Source organism: Amycolatopsis sp. NPDC114505, from assembly GCF_055633615.1.
In genome coordinates this window covers 1,260,747-1,283,760 of the sequence record NZ_JBVKDV010000003.1, presented here as the reverse complement: position 1 = coordinate 1,283,760, position 23,014 = coordinate 1,260,747, and the positions used below count along the sequence as shown (strand labels likewise).

General features: G+C 73.0%; 9 protein-coding genes. 8 read left to right on the top strand and 1 reads right to left on the bottom strand.

The annotated features are described in order from the left end of the window. Positions 1 to 265 precede the first annotated feature (265 nt). Positions 266 to 3,400: a LamG-like jellyroll fold domain-containing protein gene (locus ACZ7OU_RS35285; protein WP_470258547.1), complete on the bottom strand. Its 3,135-nt coding sequence runs from the start codon at positions 3,398 to 3,400 to the stop codon at positions 266 to 268. 451 nt (positions 3,401 to 3,851) lie between these two features. On the opposite strand from ACZ7OU_RS35285, the gene ACZ7OU_RS35280 reads away from it, so the two are divergent. The 8 genes from ACZ7OU_RS35280 to ACZ7OU_RS35245 all read left to right on the top strand — a co-directional run bounded on the left by ACZ7OU_RS35280 (position 3,852) and on the right by ACZ7OU_RS35245 (position 23,010). Further along, positions 3,852 to 6,260: a S8 family serine peptidase gene (locus ACZ7OU_RS35280; protein WP_470258546.1), complete on the top strand. Its 2,409-nt coding sequence runs from the start codon at positions 3,852 to 3,854 to the stop codon at positions 6,258 to 6,260. Then, positions 6,257 to 10,822 carry a DUF6603 domain-containing protein gene (locus ACZ7OU_RS35275; protein ID WP_470258545.1) on the top strand — a complete coding sequence of 1,522 codons (4,566 nt, stop codon included), beginning with the start codon at positions 6,257 to 6,259 and terminating at the stop codon, positions 10,820 to 10,822. The genes ACZ7OU_RS35280 and ACZ7OU_RS35275 overlap by 4 nt, the downstream gene beginning before the upstream one ends. 101 nt (positions 10,823 to 10,923) lie before the next feature. Then, positions 10,924 to 12,057: a Kelch repeat-containing protein gene (locus ACZ7OU_RS35270; RefSeq protein ID WP_470258544.1), complete on the top strand. Its 1,134-nt coding sequence runs from the start codon at positions 10,924 to 10,926 to the stop codon at positions 12,055 to 12,057. Further along, on the top strand, positions 12,054 to 15,059 hold the full coding sequence (locus tag ACZ7OU_RS35265; protein ID WP_470258543.1) for a hypothetical protein: 3,006 nt from the start codon (positions 12,054 to 12,056) through the stop codon (positions 15,057 to 15,059). The genes ACZ7OU_RS35270 and ACZ7OU_RS35265 overlap by 4 nt, the downstream gene beginning before the upstream one ends. Continuing rightward, positions 15,040 to 19,794, top strand: coding sequence for a hypothetical protein (locus ACZ7OU_RS35260; RefSeq protein ID WP_470258542.1), 4,755 nt, complete (start codon positions 15,040 to 15,042; stop codon positions 19,792 to 19,794). The genes ACZ7OU_RS35265 and ACZ7OU_RS35260 overlap by 20 nt, the downstream gene beginning before the upstream one ends. Then, positions 19,791 to 21,575 (top strand): hypothetical protein, encoded by a 1,785-nt coding sequence (locus ACZ7OU_RS35255; RefSeq protein ID WP_470242652.1) that lies wholly within the window; start codon positions 19,791 to 19,793, stop codon positions 21,573 to 21,575. The genes ACZ7OU_RS35260 and ACZ7OU_RS35255 overlap by 4 nt, the downstream gene beginning before the upstream one ends. 27 nt (positions 21,576 to 21,602) lie before the next feature. Then, on the top strand, positions 21,603 to 21,980 hold the full coding sequence (locus tag ACZ7OU_RS35250; protein WP_470258541.1) for a MerR family transcriptional regulator: 378 nt from the start codon (positions 21,603 to 21,605) through the stop codon (positions 21,978 to 21,980). A gap of 106 nt (positions 21,981 to 22,086) precedes the next feature. Beyond that, complete coding sequence (locus tag ACZ7OU_RS35245; RefSeq protein ID WP_470258540.1) at positions 22,087 to 23,010, top strand: quinone oxidoreductase family protein; 924 nt, start codon at positions 22,087 to 22,089, stop codon at positions 23,008 to 23,010. Positions 23,011 to 23,014 lie beyond the last annotated feature (4 nt).

The window sequence follows — 23,014 nt, the reverse complement described above, 5'->3', positions numbered from 1 at the left end:
CAGTAGCCATCTTCCGAAACGGACACCCCGAGCACGAGGTGACAGTTATCTCTTGCCCGGCGACTGAACCCGTCTTGAACGATGCACCCAGGCAAGCGCGGGCGCCCGGATCACGCCCACTGTGGCGGGTGAGCCTTAAGTTTGTCCAAGACCGGCTCGGCTACGACGGGAATTCACCGGGGGTGAGGGCGCCGCGCCGGTTGACGGCCGAAGCCCTGCCCCTCCGAGGAGGGGCAGGGCTTCGGACCTGGCCGCGCCGCCGGCGTCAGGGGAGCTGGGCCACCTCCGCGTCCGTCAACGCCTTGCCGGCCACGCGGACGTCGTCGACCGCGCCGCTCCAGAAGTCGACGTTCTGGCCGTTGTACTTGGCCCGGCCGACCGTGAACGCGCCCGTGCCGGCCACCGCCGGTCCGGCCGCGGCCGTCGCCACCTTCACGCCGTCCACGTAGAGCCTGATCTCGTTGCCGGCCCGCACGCCCGTCAGCTCGTACCAGCGGCCGATCTCCGGCACGACCTCGTACCGGGCCCGGTTGCCGCCCGGCGTGCTGAACGCGAACGCGCCCTGGCCGTACTGCAGGTAGAACGGGCTCTCCTGCCCCCGGCCGTCCTGGCTCACCGCGGTCGCGTAGTTGCCGGGCAGCTGGTCGAGCCGCACCTTCGCCGACACCGTGTAGTCACCGGTCGTGTCGACGACCGGGCCGTAGGTGTCGGCCGAACCGCCGGTGAACTGCAGCGCGCCGTCCTTGAACGTCGCCCCGGCCGGGGTGAGCGTCAGCGGGTTGTTGCCGCCGCTCGAGTCCTTCGCGGTCGTTCCGCCGCGCTCGTCGAGGTTCCACGAGCCCTTCCCGGCGTACGGGTACGGCTTGCCCGCGTTGGCACCGGCTTCGATCACACGCCGGTTGATCTCGCGGACCGGACCGGGATCGACCTTGATGCGCTTGCGGTCGTAGGTCCAGAGCCCGTTGAGCTCGCCTTCCAGGTCCGTGACCTGCGTGTAGACCGACGCCGACAGCTCGGCCCGCGCCTGCCCGAGGTAGAACGTGCGGGTGTTGTCGACGTACTTCGCCGTCAGCGCCGCCTTGTCCTGCACGCCGCTGTAGATCGCGATCGGCGCACCCGGCCACTGGTGACCCGGCGTGCGCAGCGTGAAGCCGCCGTGCTCGCCGTCCATCGCGACGCGTCGGCCGTCCGAGGCGGCCGGGTCGGTGTTGTTGTAGTCGTGGTGGTCGATGACGTCACCCGCGCCCGAGTCGCCCTTGGACGCACAGCAGTTCACCCCGCTGTGGGCGTTGACGATCCGGCTCGGGTCGGCGGCCTTGACCTGGTCGGTGATCCGGCCGGTCGCGGCCTTGTCCCACTCGCCCCAGCCCTCGTTGAACACGATCCAGGCGTAGACGGACGGGTAGTTCTGCAGCTGGTGCATCTCCTCCAGGCCCTGGCTGAGCCACGCCTGCTGCGCCCCGGCGTTGTTGCCGTCGTCGAGGGAGACGAAGTCCTGCCACACCAGCAGTCCCAGCTGGTCCGCGTGGTAGTACCAGCGGGCCGGCTCGACCTTGATGTGCTTGCGGACCGCGTTGAAGCCGAGGTCCTTCTGCGCCTTCAGGTCGAAGACGAGGGCGTCGTCACTCGGCGCGGTGTTCAGGCCGTCCGGGTAGAAGCCCTGGTCCAGCTGCATCAGGGAGAAGAACGGCTTGCCGTTGAGCGTCAGCTTGGGGACGCCGTTGACGTTCGTGATGCCGGTGGACCGCATGCCGAAGTAGCTCTTGACCTTGTCGCCGCCCAGCTTGATCTCCAGCTGGTACAGGTACGGGTCGTCCGGCGTCCACAGGTGCGGGTTGGGCACCGCCAGCTTCAGGTTCGCGTTCGCCGGTCCGCTGACCGTGCCGACCTGACGGCCGCGCGCGTCCTTGGCGACAGCCGTGACGGTGGCGTTGCCCGCGGACTTGACGTTGAGCGCCAGCGAACTGGTGGTGAGGTCGGGCGTCGTCTTGATCTCGTCGATGCCCTGGGCCGCCACCGGCTCCAGCCACACCGTCTGCCAGATGCCCGACGACGGCGTGTAGAAGATGCCGCCGGGGTTGGGCGACTGCTTGCCCTTGGGCTGGTACGGGCCGGTCGTGTCGGTGACCGCGACGACGATCTCCTGCTCGTCACCGCGCTTGAGCGCGTCGGTGATGTCGGCGCTGAACGCCGTGTAGCCGCCGGTGTGCTCCGCGACGAGCTTGCCGTTCACCCAGACCTTCGCCTGGTAGTCGACCGCGCCGAAGTTCAGCTTGAGACGCTGCCCGCCGCCGATCTTCCAGTCGCGCGGGACGCTGACCGTGCGGCGGTAGAACATGTGGTCCTCGTGCCGTTCGAGCCCGGAGAGCTGCGACTCGATCGGGTAAGGCACGATCACCTTCTCGGGCAGCCGCTTGCCGAACGTCGGCTGCTGGCCGTCCTTGGCCGCCGAGAACTCCCACGGGCCGTTGAGGTTGACCCACTTGTCGCGCTCGAGCTGCGGCCGCGGGTACTCCGGCAGCGGGTGGCGCGTGTCGACGTTCTCGCCCCACGGCGTCCGGAGCCGTTCGGTCGACGCGTTCGCGACGAGGCGCCCGGCCTTGCCGACCTTCGTGCCGTCGACCGCGAGCGCGCCCGCGCCGTCGTAGTAGAGCGTGATCCGCTGGCCCTTCAGGACCTCCTCGGCCAGCCGGATCGTGGCCCGGGTGCGGGTCGTCGTGATGGCCGAGATCGGCATCGGCGTCGCGTCGACCTCGATGCGCAGGTGGTCCTTCAGGTCGTTCGTGCCCGAGACGCGGCCGCCGAAGTCGGCCGTGAGCGTGCGGCCGTCCTGGGACACGTCCGCCGTGCGCGGCACGACCGCGAAGCCGGCCGGGGGAGTGAACGCCGACAGCGGCACGATCTGCTTCGCGATGCTCGCGCTCGACCAGCGCAGGAACATGTTCGCGCCGCCGGTGTCCTGGAACATCTCCAGCTTGAAGTCGTACTGCTTGCCGGCGGTCAGCGTGACCGGCGCGCTGGTCTGCTCCTTGTCCCAGTCGCCGACCCAGTGGTCGATCACCGGCGCGCCGTCGAGGAACAGCCGGAACCCGTTGTCGCCGATGGCGTAGAACGTGTAGTCGGCGGTCTGCGGCACGGCGAGCTGTCCGCTCCACCGGGCGGTCGTGTTCTCCGTGCGCCCGGCGACCAGCCCGAAGACCGAGGTCAGGTCCGCGTGGTCGACCTCCCCGTCGAGCGCGGTGCCGGCCAGGTTCGCGAAGTCGTGCGCGCCCGGCGCCGACGGTGTGAAGTACTCGGCCTTCAGGCCGTGCACGGGCTCGGCGGCGCCTGCGGGCGGCGTGCCGGACGCCACGCCCAGCGCCACCAGCACGGCGACGAAGACGGAAGCGGCTCTTCTCATCGGCGAGGACCCCTTCATTTTTACAACGTTGTAAAACGCTCTGGGGAGGATCCAATCAGACAACTCGGACCGCTAACTACCGCCGAACGGCGGTATCTGAGGGGCCGAGTGCCGAGGTCGTGGGTGCCGTCTTCCGTCATGTTCGCTGCATGAGGGTGATCGTGATCGGCGCCGGTCTCGGCGGGCCTGACGTCGGCTCACGGGCTCCATGGGAGGGCCGCGCGAGCGGACCCTGACGCTGTCCGATGTGGACGGAGGGCTGACGCCGACGGCCGTGTTTCTTTTTGTCGGCGGATGACAAAGAATTCCGGTGATTGATTTTCGATTTCGGATAATGCCCTAAAGGGCAGACATCGGGGTGGGAACCGGGACAGTTTTGTTCACCCCTACAGCGGTGCTGCTTCCGCGGGTCTGCTGAAATTCTTGCCGTGGGAAAAGCGGGAGGGTCCGCATGACGAAGATCGAAACCGCGTTGCAGCACGCCGTGGCCGTTTGGCGATCCGAGGTCCGTCGTTCGGCGGAGACCCGGCAGGCCGGCGGCTCCGCGGAAGCGCCGGCCGCGAATCGGCGGGTCACCGTGCTCGTACGGTACTCCGGTGACCTCGAGGCGCTGCGGCAGGCCGGTCTGGACCCCGGTTACGACCACGGTGGCCTGATCAGCGGGAGCATCGCGCTGGCGGACGTGGAACAGTTCGGCGAATTGCCCGAAGTCGAGTCCGTGGCTCTGGTACGCCCGCCGGCGCCGGCGCTGGACAACACGGTCAAAGAAATGCGCGTCCCGTGGAAGGTTCCGCCGGATTCGCCGTGGCCGGGCAAGGGCGCCGGGGTGATCGTCGCGGTGGCCGACACCGGGATCGACGTCTTCCACGAGTCCTTCCGCAATTCCGACGCGACCAAGACGACCCGGATCCTGGAGCTCTGGGATCAGGGCGCCACGGCGGGCGGGGTGGCGCCGCCCGCCGGGTTCGCGCAGATCGGCCGGGTCTTCCGGGCCCCGGAAATCAACGCCGCGCTGGCCGCCGGTCCGCCGTTCGCCAGCGTCGACGACGTCGGGCACGGCAACCACGTCGCCGGGATCGCCGCCGGCGACGGCAGCCAGGACGATCGGTGCAGCAATCCCGGCAACTACACCGGTGTCGCACCGGAGGCCGACCTCGTCGTGGTGAAGACGATCGGCGTGACCGGCGGCAACCCGCTGGACGCCATCACCTGGTGCGCCCAGGCGGGAACGAGGCTCGCGGCCGGGAACCCGCCGGTCGTCCGGCCGGTCGTGGTCAACTGCAGTTTCGGCCACCTGACCGGACCGCACGACGGAACGGACCCCTTGGACGTCGTGGTGGATCAGGTCCTCCGGCCCGCGGGGGGACCACCCGCGGGGATCGCCATCGTGGCGGCGGCGGGCAACGCGGCCGACGAGGAACTCCACGAGAGCGGGACGGTCCAGGCCGGTGCCGCGCCCGCGAACACCGTCACCGTCCCGTTCCGCGTCCCGCAGGGGTCGAAGAAGGTGGACATCCTCGACCTCTGGTACTCCGGCACCGCGACGCTGACCGTGGAACTCATCGCCCCACCGAATCCGGCCCGGCCCGGGCCGAACACAACGGGCCCGATCCCGCCCGGCGCCCCGGGCGCGCCCGGCACACCCGGCCAGTACAAGATCGGAGCGATGACGGTGGCCGCGAGCTCGTCCACCGCGCCGGAGGCCACGCACGGCGGCAAGAAGAACATCAACCTCACGATCACACCGCAGGCGGGCACACAGGTCCGCGACGGGCAGTGGCAGCTGAAGCTGACCAACACCTCAGCCGTGGCCGCTGCCTGGAACGCGTGGTTCTTCCAGGAGCAGGGCGACACCCACCCGACCTTCCGCCTGGAGTCGGACAAGGAACCGACCGAGCGCCGGCGGGTGAACACCATCCTCTCACCGGGTACCTCGCGGAACGCGATCACGGTCGCCGCCTACGACGACCGGGGTGGCGAGCTGGCCGAGTTCTCTTCGCGGGGTCTGCCGGCTCAGGCCGTCGCCCCGGCCGGGGAGATCAAGCCGACCCTCGCCGCGCCCGGGGTCGGGGTCGCCGCGCCGCGCAGCCGCGACGACAAGGACAGCAACTCCTCGTGCTGTGACCAGCTCGTCGTCGACAAGTCCGGCACCAGCATGGCGTCGCCGCACGTGGCCGGCCTGGTGGCGCTCATGTTCCAGAAGAACCACAACCTGACGTTCGAGCAGGTCCGCGCGCACCTGCAGCAGGCGTGCCGGATCGACGGGATCCCGGCCGCCGAGGTGCCGCCGGTGATCGAGCCGGCGACCGGGATCCGCGGCAACCACCTGTGGGGCTCCGGCAAGGTGAACGCCGCGGCGGCGCTGGCGGCGGTCCCGGCCGCGGTCACGGTCGCCGCTTCCGGAGGCGGGACGGCGACGCCGCTGCTCGCGTACGCGCCGGAGGAGATCGGCCTGGTGCCGCACACCTTCCGCTCCCGGCTGGCCGACCTGCAGCGGCGGTTCGGCGCCCGGCCCGGGCTGCAGCTGTTCGCCGCGCTGGTGAGCGAGCACGTCGACGAGGCGCTGCGGCTGGTGAACACGAACCGCCGCGTGCTGATCGCTTGGCGCCGGCTCGGCGGCCCGCAGGTGGTCCGCCGCCTGCTGCACGGCCCGCCGCCCCAGGACACCCTGCTGCCCGCGGTGGTGGACGGCCGGGACGTCGGCGAGCTGATCGCCGGGTTCGTCGCGGTGCTCGACCGGTTCGCCGGCCCGCGGCTGCACGCGGACATCGCCCGGTTCGCGGGCTTCGTCCGGCTGTGGCCCGGCGCCACCCTCGACCGGCTCGACCAGGCCGCGCTCGCGTACGGGGACGGCCGGTGAGCGCCGGCACGGTCGAGCTACTGGCCCGGGAGATCGCCAAGGCGCTGGCGCCCCTGGAGCAGAACCTCGCCCCGGACAAGCGGGACGCTTTCTTCGCCGACCTCGGGTTCCGGTTGCCCGGCGGCGTCGGCGCGGCCGGCGACGCGCTCGGCACCGTCGCCCGTCAGGTCGGGGCCGCGGGCCCGATCGTCGTCCGGCTGACGCAGGCGGTCACCGCCGGCGACGAAGGCGCGATCGTCCAAGAAGGACTCGCGCTGCTGCGGGCCCTCGCCGAGACGTTCACCGCCCTCGACGCACTGGTGCCCGCCCTGAACACCGCGGTGACCGGCGCGACCGGCCTGACCGCGGCCCAGCGCACCCGGCTGCTGGCCGACGCGGCCCAGATGCCGCAGCGGCTCGTCGAGCTGGGGGTCATCGGCTACCTCGAGAGCAAGGGCCGCGCGGCGATCGAGCTGCTGACGCTGCTCGGCATCGTCGACGACAGCCCGGTGAACGACGCCGAGGACCCGGACGCGGCACCCGGCCGGCGCCGCCGGCTGCGCATCGACCGCTTCCTCGCCATCCTGACCGACCCGGTCCGCTGGCTGGGCGACACGTTCGGCTTCGGCGAGCCGGACTTCGACGGATCGCTGCTGTGGCCCCGGGTCGCCGCCGTGCTCGCCGGGCGGGACCGGGACTTCGTGCTCCTGACGCCGCCGGGCGCGCCGCCCGTGCTGGAGGCGTACTTCCTCCGGCTGAGCGTCGACCCGGCGGTGAGCCCGCCCGCGGCCACCGCCCGGCTGCGGGTGCCGGCCCAGCGGGACGTCCTGGTCACCCTCCCGCTCGGCTCGCTGTGGAAGCTGACGCTCGCGGTGGCCGGCAAGTTCGACTTCGGGCTGGAGGCGAAGATCCGGCCGCCGTTCGACGTCGAGCTCTCGCCGCCGACCGGCGAGCTGGAGCTGGACGTGCGCGCCGGCGCGGTCGCCGAGCAGGGCGGCACGCCCATCGTGCTGATCGGCCAGACCGGCTCGTCCCGCCTGGAGGTCAGCCGGTTCGCCCTCGAGCTCGGCCTGCGTGCGAGCGCGGACACCGGCGGCGACGTCTCGGTCGAGCCGTCCGCCCGGGTGGAGCTGGCCGGCGGGCACGTGCTGATCGACCTCGGCGGCGGCGACGGCTTCATCAGCACGGTCGCGGGCGGCGCGAAGATCGAGTCGGCCTTCGAGATCACCGGGAGCTGGTCGCCCTCGACCGGGCTGCGGCTGGAAGGCAGCGGCGGGCTCGACCTCGAACTGCCGCTGCACGTCACGCTGGGTCCGATCGAGATCACCACGCTGCACCTCGGGGCCGGGTTCGGCCCGGACGGCACGCTGCCCATCGAGGTTTCCGGCGGCTTCACCGCCACCCTCGGGCCGATCAGCGCGGCCGTCGAACGGGTCGGCGTCGTCGCCGAACTGTCCTTTCCGGACGGTGGCGGCAACCTCGGCGTCGCCGACCTCGCGTTCCGGTTCAAGCCGCCGACCGGGGTCGGCCTGGCGATCGACGCCGGGATCGTCGCGGGCGGCGGGTTCCTGTCCTTCGACGACGCGCGGGGCGAGTACGCGGGCGCGCTGGAGCTGGAGTTCGCCGGCTTCATCGACGTCAAGGCGATCGGCCTGATCACCACCCGGATGCCCGACGGCAGCCCCGGCTTCTCCCTGCTGATCGTGCTCACCGCCGAGTTCGGCCAGGCCGGCATCCAGCTCGGCTTCGGGTTCAAGCTGCTCGGCGTCGGCGGGATCCTCGGGCTCAACCGCCGGATGGACCTCGACGCGCTGGTCGAAGGCGTGGTCACCGGGTCGATCCAGTCGGTGATGTTCCCGGAGGACGTGGTGGCCAACGCCCCGCGGATCCTCAGCGACCTCCGGAAGTTCTTCCCGCCCGAGGAGGGCACGTTCCTCGTCGGCCCGATGGCGAAGATCGGCTGGGGCACGCCCACCCTGGTCAGCGTCTCGCTCGGGCTGATCATCGAGGTCCCGCCGGGCAACATCGCGATCCTCGGGCTGCTCGAATGCGTCCTGCCCAGCGAGGACGTCGCGCTGCTGGCGCTGCGGGTCAGCTTCGTCGGCGCGCTCGAGGTCGACAAGTCACGGCTGTGGTTCTTCGCGCAGCTCTTCGACTCCCGCGTCCTCACCATGACCATCGAAGGCGGGATGGGGCTGCTCGTCGCCTGGGGCGACAACCCGGACTTCGTGCTGTCGGTCGGCGGCTTCCACCCGTCGTTCACGCCGCCGCCGCTGCCGTTCCCGGTGCCGCCGCGGATCTCGGTCGACATCCTGAACTCCCCGGGCCGGCTGATCCGGGTGTCCGGCTACTTCGCCGTCACCAGCAACTCCGTCCAGTTCGGCGCGAAAGCCGAACTGCGCCTCGGGTTCAGCGACTTCGGCATCGAAGGCCACCTCGGTTTCGACGCGCTGTTCCGGTTCTCGCCGTTCTCGTTCATCGTGCAGGTCTCCGCCGGGGTTTCGCTGAAGGCGTTCGGCGTCGGGCTGTTCGGCATCGACCTGGACTTCACCCTGGAAGGGCCCGCGCCGTGGCGGGCGCACGGCCGCGGGTCGATCTCCTTGCTGTTCTTCGAGATTTCGGCCGACTTCGACATCACGTGGGGCGAGGAGCGCACCACGACGCTGCCGCCGGTCGCCGTGCTCGCGCTGCTCGAGGCCGAGGTGACCAAGACCGAGGGCTGGCAGACCCGGCTGCCCGCGGGCGGGTTCAACCCGATGGTCACCCTGCGGCAGCTGCCCCCGGGCGACGACCTGGTGCTGCACCCGCTCGGCACGCTGTTCATCCACCAGCGGGTCATCCCGCTCGGCGTCCGGCTCGACCGGGTCGGCGCGCAGCGGCCCAGCGACGGCAAGCGGTTCACGATCGCCCCGCCGCAGAACAGCGGGCTGGTGCGCCGCTCGCTCACCGGCGACAAGTTCGCGATGGCCCAGTTCCAGGACATGAGCGACGCGGCGAAGCTGTCGCGTCCCGCGTTCGAAACCCAGGACGCCGGGCTCGAGCTGGTCGCGGCGGGCGGCGCGATCGCGTCACCGCGCGTCGTGCGCCGCAGTGCCCGCTACGAGCTGCACATCATCGACAGCGAAGCCCCGTCGGAGCCCGCCGCCGTGCGCATCACCGCCGTCCGGGCGACCGCCCGGCCCGCCGCGCGCCTGTACACCCCGCCGCCCGCGGTGTTCGGGCAGCTCCTGGCCGGCAGCAGCACGGCCCGTTCGGCCCTGTCGCAGCAGGACGCCCGGCAGCGGCAGCCGTTCCCGCCCGAGGAGACCGTGCAGGTCCCCGGCAGCCGGTACGTCGTCGCCTACCGGCGCAACAACCAGCAGGCGTTCCCGCCGGCCACCGCGAGCGCGACGACGTCGAGCTTCCGCAGCGCGGCGACCGCGGAAGACGCCATGGCCGACTGGACCGAGGCGGACCCGTCGCTGGCCGGGCAGCTGCACGTCCTGCGCCAGGCCGAAGTGCTCGGCGGAGTGCTCGCCGAGCCCGGCGTCTGGTCGTCGGCCGGTTCGCCGCCCGCCGCCGTCGCGGACGCCGACGCGGTCCGTCTCGACAATGGGCGGGTGCTCGTCGCCGGCGGAACCGGCGCCGATGGGAGCCCGGTCGCGACGGTGGCGTCGTTCGACCCGATCGCCGGGACCTGGTCCGCCCCGCCGTCACTGGCGAAGGCGCGACGGCGGCACACGACCACGCGCCTCGGCGACGGCCGGGTCGTCGTCGCCGGCGGACTCGGCACCGACGGCACGGCGCTGGCCGGCACCGAGGTGTTCGCCGCCGATGCCTGGTCGACCCCGGCAGCCGGGCTGGCCACCGCCCGGCACGGGCATTCGGCCACACTCGCCGGCAAGGCGATCCTGGTCGCGGGCGGCACGAGCGGCCGCGGGGCCGCGCTCGCCTCGGCCGAACTGCTCGACCCGGCCACGCTGACCTGGACCGCGACCGCGCCGATGCTGGAGGCCCGCACCGGGCATGCGGCCGTTTTGATCGGCACGGGCAAGGTCCTCGTCGTCGGTGGCGCGGTGGGGGAGCGGGCGCTGACGTCGTGCGAGCTGTACGACGTCACGGCCAAGACGTGGACCCCGACCGGCAGCCTTGCCGTGGCACGCAAGGGACATCAGGCGACGCTGCTGCCCGACGGCCGGGTGCTGGTCACCGGCGGCGACGCGGTCCCGGGAGTCCCGTACCGCGTCGAAAGCCTTGCCACGGCGGAGGTGTACGACCCGAAGACCGGAGTCTGGACGCGCGTGGACGACCTGCCGGGCGGCGGCCGCAGCGGGCACCGGTGCGTCCGCACCCCGCGAGGCGCGGTCGTGATCGGCGGCGCCGGCCGGCCTCGCGCGACGGCCGGATACCGGGACGTCGTCGCGTTCGAACCCGCGACTGGGGCTTGGACGCCGACCGGCGCGTTGGTGACTGGCCGGTCTGGCTTCTCCGCTGTCGATTTGGCGGACGGCCGGGTGCTCGTCGTCGGTGGCTGGGCGCTGACCGGGCCTGCCGCACCGGATGGCGACGAGTTGGCCACTACTGCCGAGACGTACCTGCCGTGATCGAGGGGATGACGCCATGACCACCGCTCTCGCCGCGTCGGACGCCGCGCCGCTCGCCACAACCTCCGAGACCTACCTGCCGTGACCGAGGGGACGACACCATGACCACCGCTCTCGCGGCCGACACCTGGTCGCCCGCACCCGACTACGCCACCGCCGCCTGCTGGCGCGGCCAGCACGACTCCGCCGTCGTCCTCGCGGGCGGCACCAAGATCCTCCTCGCCGGCGGTGCCGACGCCACCGGAGCGAGCCTGCGCCAAAGTGCCGTCTACGACCTGGGCCAAGAAAAATGGTCGACCCCCGCGCTGCTCGGGACCGCCCGGCAGCTGCACGCGCTGGCCGTGCTGCCCGATGGCAAGGTGCTCGTCTGCGGCGGCACCAACGGCGGTGCCGCGCTGCGCAGCGCCGAGATCTTCGATCCCACCGCGAACACCTGGACCCCGGCCGCGCACGACATGGCGGCCGTGCGGTTCGGGCACAGTGCCACCACGCTGTCGAACGGGCTCGTCCTCGTCGCCGGCGGCTCGGGTCCGCGCGCCGGCGGGGGGAGCGTCGCCTTGCGCTCGGCCGAGCTCTTCCACCCCGCCGACGGCACGTGGACCGCCGTCGAGCTCGACATGACCGATGCCCGCACCGGGCACACCGCGATCTCCTTGCAGGACGGGAAGAAGGTGCTCGTCTGCGGTGGCAGTGTGCCGGTCGGCGGCACCGACCGCGCGGACCTGGCCTTCTGCGAGCTGTACGACACCGTCACCGCGACCTGGGCCCCCACCGGCAGCATGCGGCTCCCGCGCAGCGCGCACTCCGCCGCCGCTCTGTCGGGCACGTCCGTCCTGGTCGCGGGCGGGCGCGCGCCGGGTGCGCGCGACGACGGCTTCGACCCGTTCGCCCGGGCCACCGCCGAGGTGTACGACCTCACCGCGGGCACCTGGCAGGACGCGGCCGCGATGCCCGCCGGGCGGGCCTTCCACCGCGCCGTCCCGTTCGGGGCCGGGAAGGCGCTGGTGCTCGGCGGTGCCGACCACGTCGACAACGAGACCGGCTACCGGGGAACCCTGCAGTTCGCGGGCGGGGCGTGGACGGCGTTCGCCGGCCTCGATGAAGGCCGGTGGGCGCTCGCGGCGGCGTCGTCCGGCACGAAAGTGCTCGTCGCCGGCGGTGTCACGCGCACCGGGCTGGCCGCCGCGACGACGGCCGTCGAGCTCACCGCGAGCGCCGAACGGAGCGGCACGTGACCGACGGCGCCTACTCCTTCCTGCCCTGGCTGCGGACCGGGCTCACGACCAGGATCACCGGCGCGCCCGGGCCGGGCCGGGCGACCATCCCGGTCCAGCTGGAGCTGACCGGCGACGCGCTCACCCCCGGCGGTCCGGCGCCGCACAAGCTGATCGAGCAGCCCGTGCAACTCTACGGGCCCGGCGACGTGATCGGGATCGACTCGCGCGAGATCTCGCGAATGGAGCCGCCGCCGTTCACCACCAACTTCGAGCCGAACTACCTGGCGCACATCGAGTTCTACGAAGAGGACTTCGCGTGGCGCTACAGCCCGGCCGCGCCCGACACCGCCACGCGACGGCTCGCGCCGTGGCTCGCGCTGGTCGTGCTCGCCGCCGGCGACGACGCGGGCCCGGCCGAGTTCGAGGAAGGCGGCGCGGGAGACGGGCCGCTGCCGTTCATCACCGTCACCGCGCCGGACGCGCTGCAGACGCCCGCGGAACTGGGCGCGTTCGCGCACGTCCACGTCAACGGCGAACTGGACGTGCCGGTCGAGGTGGACGACCGCACCGGCATGGGCGCGGCGCTGGCGAACCTCTCGCGCGTGCTGCGCGACGCCCCGGACAGCGCGTGCTCGCGGATCCTCTGCCCGCGTCACCTCAAGCCGACCACGACCTACCACGCGTTCCTCGTGCCCGCGTTCGAAACCGGCCGGCGGGCCGGGCTCGGCATCGACCCGGGGCAGATCACGTCGACCACGCCGAGCTGGGGCGTCGCGGGCATGCCGGCGTCCGGCCGGCTGCCGTACTACCACCGCTGGCAGTTCGCCACGAGCCCGGCGGGCGACTTCGAGTTCCTGGTCCGGCTGCTCAAACCGTTGGAAGCCAAGGAACCCGTCGGCCTGCGGGACATGGACGCGCACCGGACGCCGGGGTTCGGGCTGCCCGGCCTGACCACCCCGACCGAGCCGGACGGGGTGCTGCGCCTCGGCGGCGCGCTGCAGCTGCCCGACTCCGACAAGGTCATCGACCGGTTCGAGAACTGGGACAACTACTACGGCCAGCAGAACCCGGCCGATCCGCCCGCGCCGCCGTACCCCAACGAATGGCAGCGCGCGCTCGCCGGGCTGATCAACCTCGCCGAGGCCTACCAGCACCAGACCGCCGCCACCGCGAACACCGCGCTGGCACCGCAGATCCCGGACCTCGCCGGCCAGGTCGACCCGGTGATCACGCCACCGCTCTACGGCCGCTGGCACGCGCTCACCCCGAAGCTGCTGACCACCCCCGAGGGCGCTCCGCTGCCCGACGCCGAGGTGCACGGCTGGCTGCACCGGCTCAACCTCGACCCGCGGTTCCGGGTCGCCGCGCACTTCGGCACCAAGGTGGTGCAGGCGCGGCAGGAGGAGCTGATGGCCGCGGCCTGGGAGCAGCTCGGCGAGGCCCGGCGGGCCAACGCCTGGATCCGTACCGCGCAGCTGGCCCGCGAGGTCGGCGACATCCTGCACGGCAAGCACATCCGGCCGCAGGCCGGTCCGGTCGCGCTCGCCGCGGACGCGGAGCCGCTGCCGTCGGGCCGGGCGCTGACGATCACCGCGCCCGCCCACGCCAAGGTGCTCGACCGGCCCGCCGGGGGCTTCGCGGCCGCGGCGGGCGAGGTGTTCGCCGTCGGGTTCAAGGTGTCGCAGAGCCGGGTCGCGACGGCGCCGGTGTCGCCCGCCATGCGCCGCATCACGCGGCCGGGCAGCCGGCTGATGAAGACCCTGGACACCTCGCTCGGCACGCTGCTGGCCCGGATCGACGAGCAGGAGGTGGCCGCCGCGCCGCCGCTGGTCCCGCCGCCGGGACCGATCGGGGTGGCGGCCGGGCCCGAAGACCGGCCCCGGCTGAACGTCGCCGGTACCACCACCGCCGTCGTGACCGGGCTCGACGCGAACACGACCGTGCTCGAGAACATCGTCGCGGCGGTGAACCTGCCGGCGCGGCTCGCGCCGAAGGACGGCGAACTGACCGAGGTGATGGCGTACCCGAAGTTCGACATCCCGGCCTACACCGAGCTGCTGAAGATGTCGACGGACACCTTCGTGCCCAACCTCGGGCTGCTCCCGCCGAACTCGATCACCCTGCTCGAGGCGAACACCAAGTTCATCGAGTCCTACCTCGTCGGCCTCAACCACGAGCTGGCCCGCGAGCTGCTCTGGCGCGAATACCCGACCGACCAGCGCGGCACGCCGTTCCGCCAGTTCTGGGACCCGCGCACCGCGCCGCCGAAGCCGCGCGAGACGGCGGACGCGCGCCGCGAGCGGCTCTACGACATCCCGCCGATCCACCGGTGGGCCAAGACCACGAAGCTCGGCGAGAACCCGAACCTGACCCCGGGGGAGCCGCCGCGCACCGCCAACCTGGTGCTGGTGATCCGCGGCGAGCTCCTGCGGAAGTACCCGACCGCGGCGATCTACGCCCACAAAGCCGAGTGGCCCGACAAGAAGAACGAGCCGGGCGTGCAGGACAAGAGCGGCGAGCGCACCCTCGCGAAGCTGCCGGAAGGCGTCGACCCGCCGCGCGGCCTGGTGCGGCTGCCCATCTACGAAGCCAAAGCCGACCCGGACATCTACCTGCTCGGCTTCGACCTCGACGCCGACACCGCGCGCGGGCCGGACGGCGACCTCGGCTGGTTCTTCGTGCTGAAGGAGCGGCCGGGCGACCCGCGGTTCGGGCTCGACGACGCACCGCCCGGCGGGCCGGTGCCGGTCGAGGTGTGGAACGACCTGTCGTGGGCCGGGGTCGACCCGGCCGGGCAGGGCTTCATCCGGCTCGGCGGCGGTCCCACCGTCACCCTCGCCCACTTCAACCACGACGAGGACGACCAGGAAAAGACCGACCAGCGCGCCGACGACGACCACGTCCCGGCGTGGCAACCGGACGTCAGCGCCGCCGACGTCGCCTACATCCTCTTCCAGGCCCCCGTGCTGGTGGCCGTGCACGCCGAGGAGATGCTGCCGGATGCCCCAGCTCAGCCTTGACTTCCCGGTACTGCTGGGCCCGGTCCGGGTCGAGACGCGCTTCACGCAGACCGAGCTGCTGGTCCGCGTGTTCCCCGACGAATGGTCGGTGACCAAGCTCGAGCCGCGCCCGACCGCGGCCGAGATCGCCGCGCTGGACGCGTACTGGGCGGCCCTGTGGGCCTCCGGCGGAGCACCGGCGGGGGAGCAGGCCGCCTGGCACGAGCTCGTCGCGCGGATCCCGGCCGGGCGCGCGGCCTGGCTGCTGAAGCAGCGGCAGCCCGCCAACCCCGGCGACCGCCCGCTGGGCGTGCCCGCCGGCACCGTCGTGCTGGTGGTCGTGAGCCCGGCCGCCGTCGCCGCCAACGACAAGCAGCCGACGATCACGTACTGGACGGCCGTGTGGCAGGCGCACGGCGACCGCGCGAAGCTGCGCGCCGCCGAGATCGCCCTGCTCGCGGCCACCAGCGCCACCCGGGCCGCCGCGATCAAGGCCCGGCGTCCGTCCGGTGTGGACGGTGCGGCCGCCGCCCCGGGCGACGCCGTCACGGTCGCCTTCCTCGTGCTGCCCGCCGCGGCGGCCGGGCAGGTCGCGCCGCAGTCCTGGACGGTCGCGGCCACCGCGACGCTGCTGCCCGACCGGTTCACCGTGTCCGGGTACCGCGGCGGCGCGCTCGTGTTCACCGCGACCGGCCTGCCGGTGCGCCAGGGGCTGGCGGTGAGCCCGAACCCGAACGAGACGGCCGCGAACCAGCTGAAGATCGACGAGACGACCGGCAAGCTGTCCGTGCCGCCCGCCCTGCGCTGGCTGACCGACTTCACCGAGGCCGTCAACGCCGGGATGGGCCTGCGGATCCCGCTGCAGGACGCCTTCCGCGACGGCCTCGACCGGCTCGTCGTGCTCGGCCTGCGCGAGCAGGCGGCGCCCGAGCAGACCGCGACGGCGCTGGGCGGCCTGTTCGCCGACCAGCTGCACAGCCCGTCCGGGTTCGGTTTCCTGCCGCAGGGCACGCCGACCAACAACTCCGAAGAACGCCCGGCCGGCCAGGACCCGGCGGCCGAAGCCGACGCCGCCCTCGCCACCGCGGCCGGGTTCGCCGCCGCCGTCCCGGACTGGACCACCAAGACCGACGGCGCCTGGTTCGCCGAACTGCTCGGTCTCGACCCGGCCCTGCTGGCCGGGGCGCCCAACGCCGACGGCACGGACCGGCGCGACGCGCGGGCCGCGGGCACGGCGCTGTGGGCGGCGACGGCGGGCTACCCGCTGCCGTCGCTGCTGACCGGCGAGCAGACGCGGCAGTTCTTCCTCGCCCACGTCTCCGGCCGGGGACCGCTGCCGGCGGTGAAGATCGGCCGCCAGCCCTACGGGATCCTGCCGACCACCGTGTTCTCTCGGCTCGCCTTCCCGACCGATGCGACCCACCGGACCGCCCTCGACGCCGCCCTCAAGCAGGTCGCGCCCCGCTGGCACGACGCGCTCGCGCACGTCGCCGACCTCGACGAGCCCGGCGCCGATCCGCACCAGACCCTGCTCGACATCCTCGCGCTGCACCCGGCTTCGGCCGAGTACCACCGCACCGCCGACCCGGCGCTGACCCTGGGGACCCCGGTGGCCGACGACCGGCCGCTGTCGGAGACGGCCCTGATCCGGCCCTACACCGCCGACGGCCACGACTACCTGACCTGGCTCGCCACCAGCGACCTGGCCACGATCGGCGGCGAACAGGGCTTCACCGACGATGTGCCGCCCGCGGCGCTGCTCTACCAACTCGCCCGCCAGGCTGTGCTGCGGACCGGATCCGTGCCGCCGGATCTGGCACAGGCGCTCACGATCCTGGCCGGGCTGCCCACCGCGAAGCTGGAACGGGTGTTCGCCGAACACCTCGACTGCGCCACGCACCGCCTCGACGCGTGGCGGCTCGGGCTGGTCAACGAGCGGCTGGCCGAGCTCCGGTACGGACCGACCGGCGCCGGGACCCCGGTGCGGGGCGTGCACCTCGGCGCGTACGGCTGGCTCGAACACCTCGCCCGCGACACCGACCCGGTGGACCAGGTCGACGTGCCGGCCGACCTGACGAGCGTGTTCGGCGCCGGCCCGATCCCGCACGACCGGGCCAACGCCGGGTACGTCCACACGCCCTCGCCCGCGCACGCCCGCACCGCGGCCGTGCTGCGGGCCGGGTACCTCGCGAACGCCGGCCGCGGCGCCGCCGACGTGTTCGCGGTGAACCTCAGCTCCGAGCGCGTCCGGCTGGCGCTGGGCATCGCCGACGGGATCCGGCAGGGCCAGTCGCCCGGCGCGCTGCTCGGGTACCGCTTCGAACGCGGGCTGCACGACCGCGGCGCCGGGCTCGACGCGTTCATCGCCGGGCTGCGCCTGAAGTTCCCGTTGCGGGCCAACAAGATCGACGAGACCGCGCTCACGCCCGAAGACCCCGGCGCGCCCACGAGCATCGAGCAGGTCGAAGCCCGCAACGTCATCGACGGGCTGACCCTGCTGCGGCACGTGAACGCGCTGCGCGACACGGCCCCACCGGGCACTCCGCACCCCGACGACTACCCGTTCGGCTACGACGACCTGCCGCCGGCGGACGCGACGCAGACCGGCCTGATCCGGTCCGAAGTGGACGCTCTGCGCAACGCCTTGGACGCGCTGGCCGACGTGACCGTGGCCGAGAGCGCCCACCAGGCGTTGCAGGGCAACACCGAACGCGCGTCGGCGGCGCTCGACGCGTACGCCAAAGAAGCGCTCCCGCCCGCGCCGTCGGTGGTGGAGACCCCGCGCAGCGGGACCACGCTCACCCACCGGCTGGCCCTGCAGCTCACCCCCGGCCTCGACCCCGACCACGGCGCGCCGATCCTCGGCCACAGCAAGCCGCGGGCGCAGGCCGAACCGGCGGTCGACGACTGGCTCCCGGCGGTGCTGCCGAAACCCGAGAACGTGGTCGCCATGGTGACCTGGCAGGACGAGGACGGCGACCCGCACAGCCGCGTCGTCAGCCAGGCCGACGCCGGGCTGTCCCCGATCGACCTGCTGTGGGCGCTGCGCCCGGCCGACGAGGCCGCGATGACCGACCTCGACGACCGGATCCTCGGCGTCGTCATCGACGGCAGCAAGCCCCGCCCGGACTTCGAGCTGCGCATCGAGTACACCACCCGCGTCGACAAGAAGGTCACCTTCTTCGAGGTGTCGCCGGTGGTCGCGGCCGTGCGGACGTTGCTGACGACCGCCCGGCCGCTGCGCCAGAGCGACCTGGTGCCGGCGGCCGGGTCCGCCGCGGTGAACCGGGCCGCGGACGACGCGGTGTCGCTGCCCCGGAAGCGCCCGGCCGCGGTGCTGGCCTCCCTGGTCGACCTGATCGACGACGTCGCCGACTACACCGGCGACCTCGGCCCGCTCTACCCCGACGGCGCACCGCCCAAGCGGGCCGCCGTCCTCACCGGCATCGACACTTTCCTGACCCGGTACGCGAAACTGGTGGTGACGGCGAGCGGGTTCGGGCTGGTGCGCAGCGGCTGGGGCGAGCTCGCGCAGTGGCGGCGCGGGGTCTTCGCCGGCGTCTTGACCGCCGTCGCGGCGCTGGCCGCCCGGATGGCCGCCGCGCTCGCCGCGGCGAACGCACTGCTCGACCAGTACGAACACCTGCCGAACTCGACGCCGAACGAGCAGCGGTTCCAGCTCCTGGAGAAGGCCGAGCGGCTGCTCACGACCAAGCCGAAACGCCGGGACGACACCCCGGCGAAGATGCGCACCCGGGTGCGGAACCTGCGCACCACGTTCACCACCAGCGTGAACGGGCTGACCCAGCTGGCCGGCACCGGCCGGACGACCCTGAGCGACCTGCTCAAGGACGTCGCCGCGAAGCTGCCGCCGGCCGACTTCGACCCGCAGGGCCTCGACCTGACCCCGTTCCAGGACCGCGTCGTCGCCTTCGGCGCGGAACTGCTGGCGCGGGCCCGGAAGCTCACGGACGAGCTGGCCGCCCGGCGCGCCGCGGCGAACCAGGCCCTGCAGCTCTACGACCAGGCCGTCGCCGGGCCGGAGAAGGTCCGCGCCGGCACCGACGCGCTCAAGGCGCTGCTCGGTGAGGACGTCCTCTCGGTGCCCGAGTTCGCCCCGCCCGCCGCGGTGCTGCAGCAGTGGCGCAAGGCCCGCGCCGACAGCGACGACCTCGTCGCGCACCTCAAGCCGGCGCGCGACTTCCCGGTCGACGACTGGCTGCACGGGATGGCGCGGGTGCGCGAGAAGCCGCGCCTGTGGGAAAAGACGGTCCTGCTGGCCGACGCGCTCCTCGGGCCGGGCGGGCTGCTCGGCACCGGCATCCTCGGCTGGCCCGAGCCCCAGCTTTCGCCGGTCCAGCTGCCCTTCGTGGACGGCGATCACTGGCTCGGCATGGAGTTCGCGAAGGACCCGGACCTGCCCGACCAGCTCGACGAAGACCGGCTGCTGTTCACCGCGCACTACGCGACCGGGCTGGGCAGCGACCAGCAGTGCGGGCTGCTGCTGGACGAGTGGACCGAGGTGATCCCCGCCGAACGCGAGACGACCGGGATCGCCGTGCACCACAACGGGCCCGATTCGGAGCCACCGCAGGCGATGCTGCTGGTCGTGCCGCCGGTGCGGGTGGCGGGCGGGCAGTGGGCGACGACCGACCTGGTCGACGCGATCACCGAGACCTTCGAACTGGCGAAGACCCGCGCGGTCGAGCCGGCACAGCTCGACACGACCGCGCACCTCGGGAGGGCCGACCGATGACCGATCCCGCCGCCGACCGGCTGGAAGGCCGGCCCCGCACGACCGAGTTCGACCGCGCGCTGCGCGCCGAGGTCCGCGACCCGCTGTGGCTGCTGACCCGGCAGTGGCAGCTCGGGGAGTTCCACGGCACCGACGGCGGCTCGCCGGTGACCGTGACGTACTCGGTCGCGCAGTCGCGGCCCAGCCGCTTCCGGCCGTTCGGCGGCCCGGTCGAGGACCTGCCGCCGGACCGTCCCCTCGAGACGGTCGCGGAACGCCGTCCGCTGACGTTCACCTACGGCCCCGAAAAGATCGCCTTCGACCTGCGCCTGGCGATCGGGCACCGCTGGTTCAAGCTGCTCGCCCGGCTCGGGCTGCTCGGCCACGTGCTCAAGTACGAGGAGCAGTACGCGAAGAAGTACCCGATCAAGCTGCCCGCCGCCACCGACGTCACGCAGCGGGCCAACCCGGCGGTCTGGGCGACGATGCAGGCGGCCGCCGGTCGCCGCATGGACGGGTACGAGCTGTACCTGCACGTCAAGGCGGGCGGCGACGCCGACGACGGCATCAACACCATCCCGCTGCTGCACCACACGCCGCTCGTCAACGCGGGCAAGCGGCTCGTCGCCTGGTTCGACGCCCTGATCGACCAGCCCGCCGGCCGGACGCCGTCGGACCCCGACGGCGACGCCACCTGGGACCCGCGCCGGCTGGAGCACCGGTTCTCGGTCGCGGCCTCCGCGCCGGGCGGCACGGAGAAGACCCTGTCGGCGCGCGAATACCCGGGCGGCGAGCTCGACTGGCACGCGTTCTCGGTCGACCCCGGCCCGGCGCTCGGCGGCGCGAAACCGCCGGAGCCGCCGCTGGCGAGGACGGTGTTCCCGGCGCCGGTCCGGTACTCCGGCATGCCGCTGCCGCGCTGGTGGGCCGTGGAGGACGGCAAGACCAACTTCGCCGCCGTCCGCCCGGACAGCACCGACCTGGCCCGGCTGGTCTTCCTGGAGTTCGCGCTGGTGTTCAGCAACGACTGGTACCAGGTGCCGTGCGACCTCCCGGCCGGCGTCGTCGCGCGCATCCGCGGTCTCGTGGTCACCGACGTCTTCGGCCACCGCGAGTGGGTCACCCCGGCGGGCGCCGGCTTCGACGAGGACTGGCAGCGCTGGTCGATGTTCACCCTCGACACGATCGGCAGCGACGACGTCCCCGCCGACACCGACCTGTTCCTGCCGCCGAGCGTGCCCAAGGTGGCCGAAGGCCCGCCGCTGGAGGAGGTCCTGCTGATCCGCGACGAGAACGCGAACCTGGTGTGGGGCATCGAGCAGACCGTCCGGCTGCCGACCGGCGAGCCGCACCGGGGGAGCGAGGCCGCGGCGGAGATCGTCGCCTACCGCCGCCGGCAGACGGCACCGCCGGTGCCGGACGCGCCACGCGCGGCCCTGTCGTACGCGGCGATGAACACCATCCCGGAGCAGTGGATCCCGTTCATCCCGGTGCACGTGCCGGGCGACAACCGGGAGATCCAGCTCCAGCGCGCGGCGATGCCCGGTGCCGTCGACGGTCAGCCGGTGCGTCCCCGCACCACGTTGCTGCGGGAGGGGTTCGACCGCGGGCAGCAGTACTTCGTCAACGAGGAGGAGGTCACCCAGGCCGGCACCCGCCTGTCGGTGGCCTACAACCGCACCCGCTGGCGTGACGGCCGGGTGGTGGTCTGGCTGAGCGCGCAGCGGGGCGCGGGGAGGGGCGAAGGCTCGAGCGGTCTCGTGTTCGATCTCCTCACCAGCACGCCGACGCCCACCGAGTGACGTCGGCCGCGGCGTAACCTCGCCGGTATGAGAATCGGCGAGCTGTCCCGGCGCACGGGCGCGAGTTCCCGCTCGCTGCGCTACTACGAAGCGCAGGGCCTGCTGACCAGCTCACGCTCCGACGCCGGACAGCGGCACTACTCCGACGCCGAGGTCGAGCGCGTGTCGCTCATCCGGCAGCTGTTCGACGCGGGCCTGTCCAGCCGGGTGATCGCGGCGGTGCTGCCGTGCGTCGAAACGCCGAGCGACCCGGACGTCGTCGAGTCGGCGTTCGCCACGATGACGCGCGAGCGCGACCGGATCGACGCCGACATCGCGCGGCTGAGGGAGTCCCGCGACGCGCTCGACATGGTGATCGAGGCCAACCGGCGCCACCAGGCGGAGCTGGTGACCCAGCCGGCCTGACGCTGTGACCCGCGCCTCAGCCGGTTGCCCCTGACACCGGTGTGAACGGTGACGATGGCCGCAGGGCCCGGAAACGCCGGGCCGGTCACCCGGAAGGCAGCGGAAAATGGGACAGGCATGGGGCTTCGGCGCGCACGGCGGACCCGAGGTGCAGGAATTCTTCGACCGCCCCGATCCCGTCCCGGGGCCGGGTGAGGTGCTGATCCGGGTCGACGTCGCCGGGGTCAACCCCCTCGACCACCTCCTGCGCGCGGGCCTGGTCCCCGGGCTCGACGGCGGCCGTCCGTTTCCCCGCGTGCTCGGCATGGAGGCCGCGGGGACCGTTCTCGCGCTGGGGGAGGACGTCGACGGGCTCGCCGTGGGCGACGCGGTCTTCGGCTTCGCGCTCACCGGCGGCGGCACCTACGCCGAGACGACGGTGCTCTCGGCGCCGAACACCGCCCGCGTCCCGGATGGACTGTCGGCCACCGTGGCGGCGACGCTGCCGATCGCGGGAACGACCGCGGTGGACGCGCTCGACCAGCTCGGCCTCCCGGCCGGCGCCACGATCCTGGTGAACGGAGTCGGCGGCGGCGTCGGCTTGGCGGTCGCCCGGCTGGCCGCCGCGCGCGGGCTGCGAGTGGTCGGCACCGGCAGTGCCGCCAAGCGCGGGCAGGCCGAGGCCGCCGGGGTGCGGTTCGTCGACTACACCGCCGGAGACGTGGTCGCCGCGGCCCGGGAGCTGCTGCCCGGCGGCTTCGACGGGATCGTCGACCTGGTCGGCGGCACCTCCCTGCGGGCGATCGCCCCGCTGGCACGCGAGCCGCACACCGTCATCGCGGTGGGCGACCAGTCCGTGACCGACATCGGCGGCCGCTTCGTCGACCGGCGCCTCGACCGCGAGAACCTGGAGCGCGCCGCCCGGCTGGCGCTCGAGGGAGTCCTCTCCCCGGTGATCACGGCGGTCCACCCGTTGTCCGACGCTCCGGCCGCCCTGGCCACCGTCGAGAACGGCCACCCGTCGGGCAAGGTCGTCATCAAGGTGACTTGAGCCG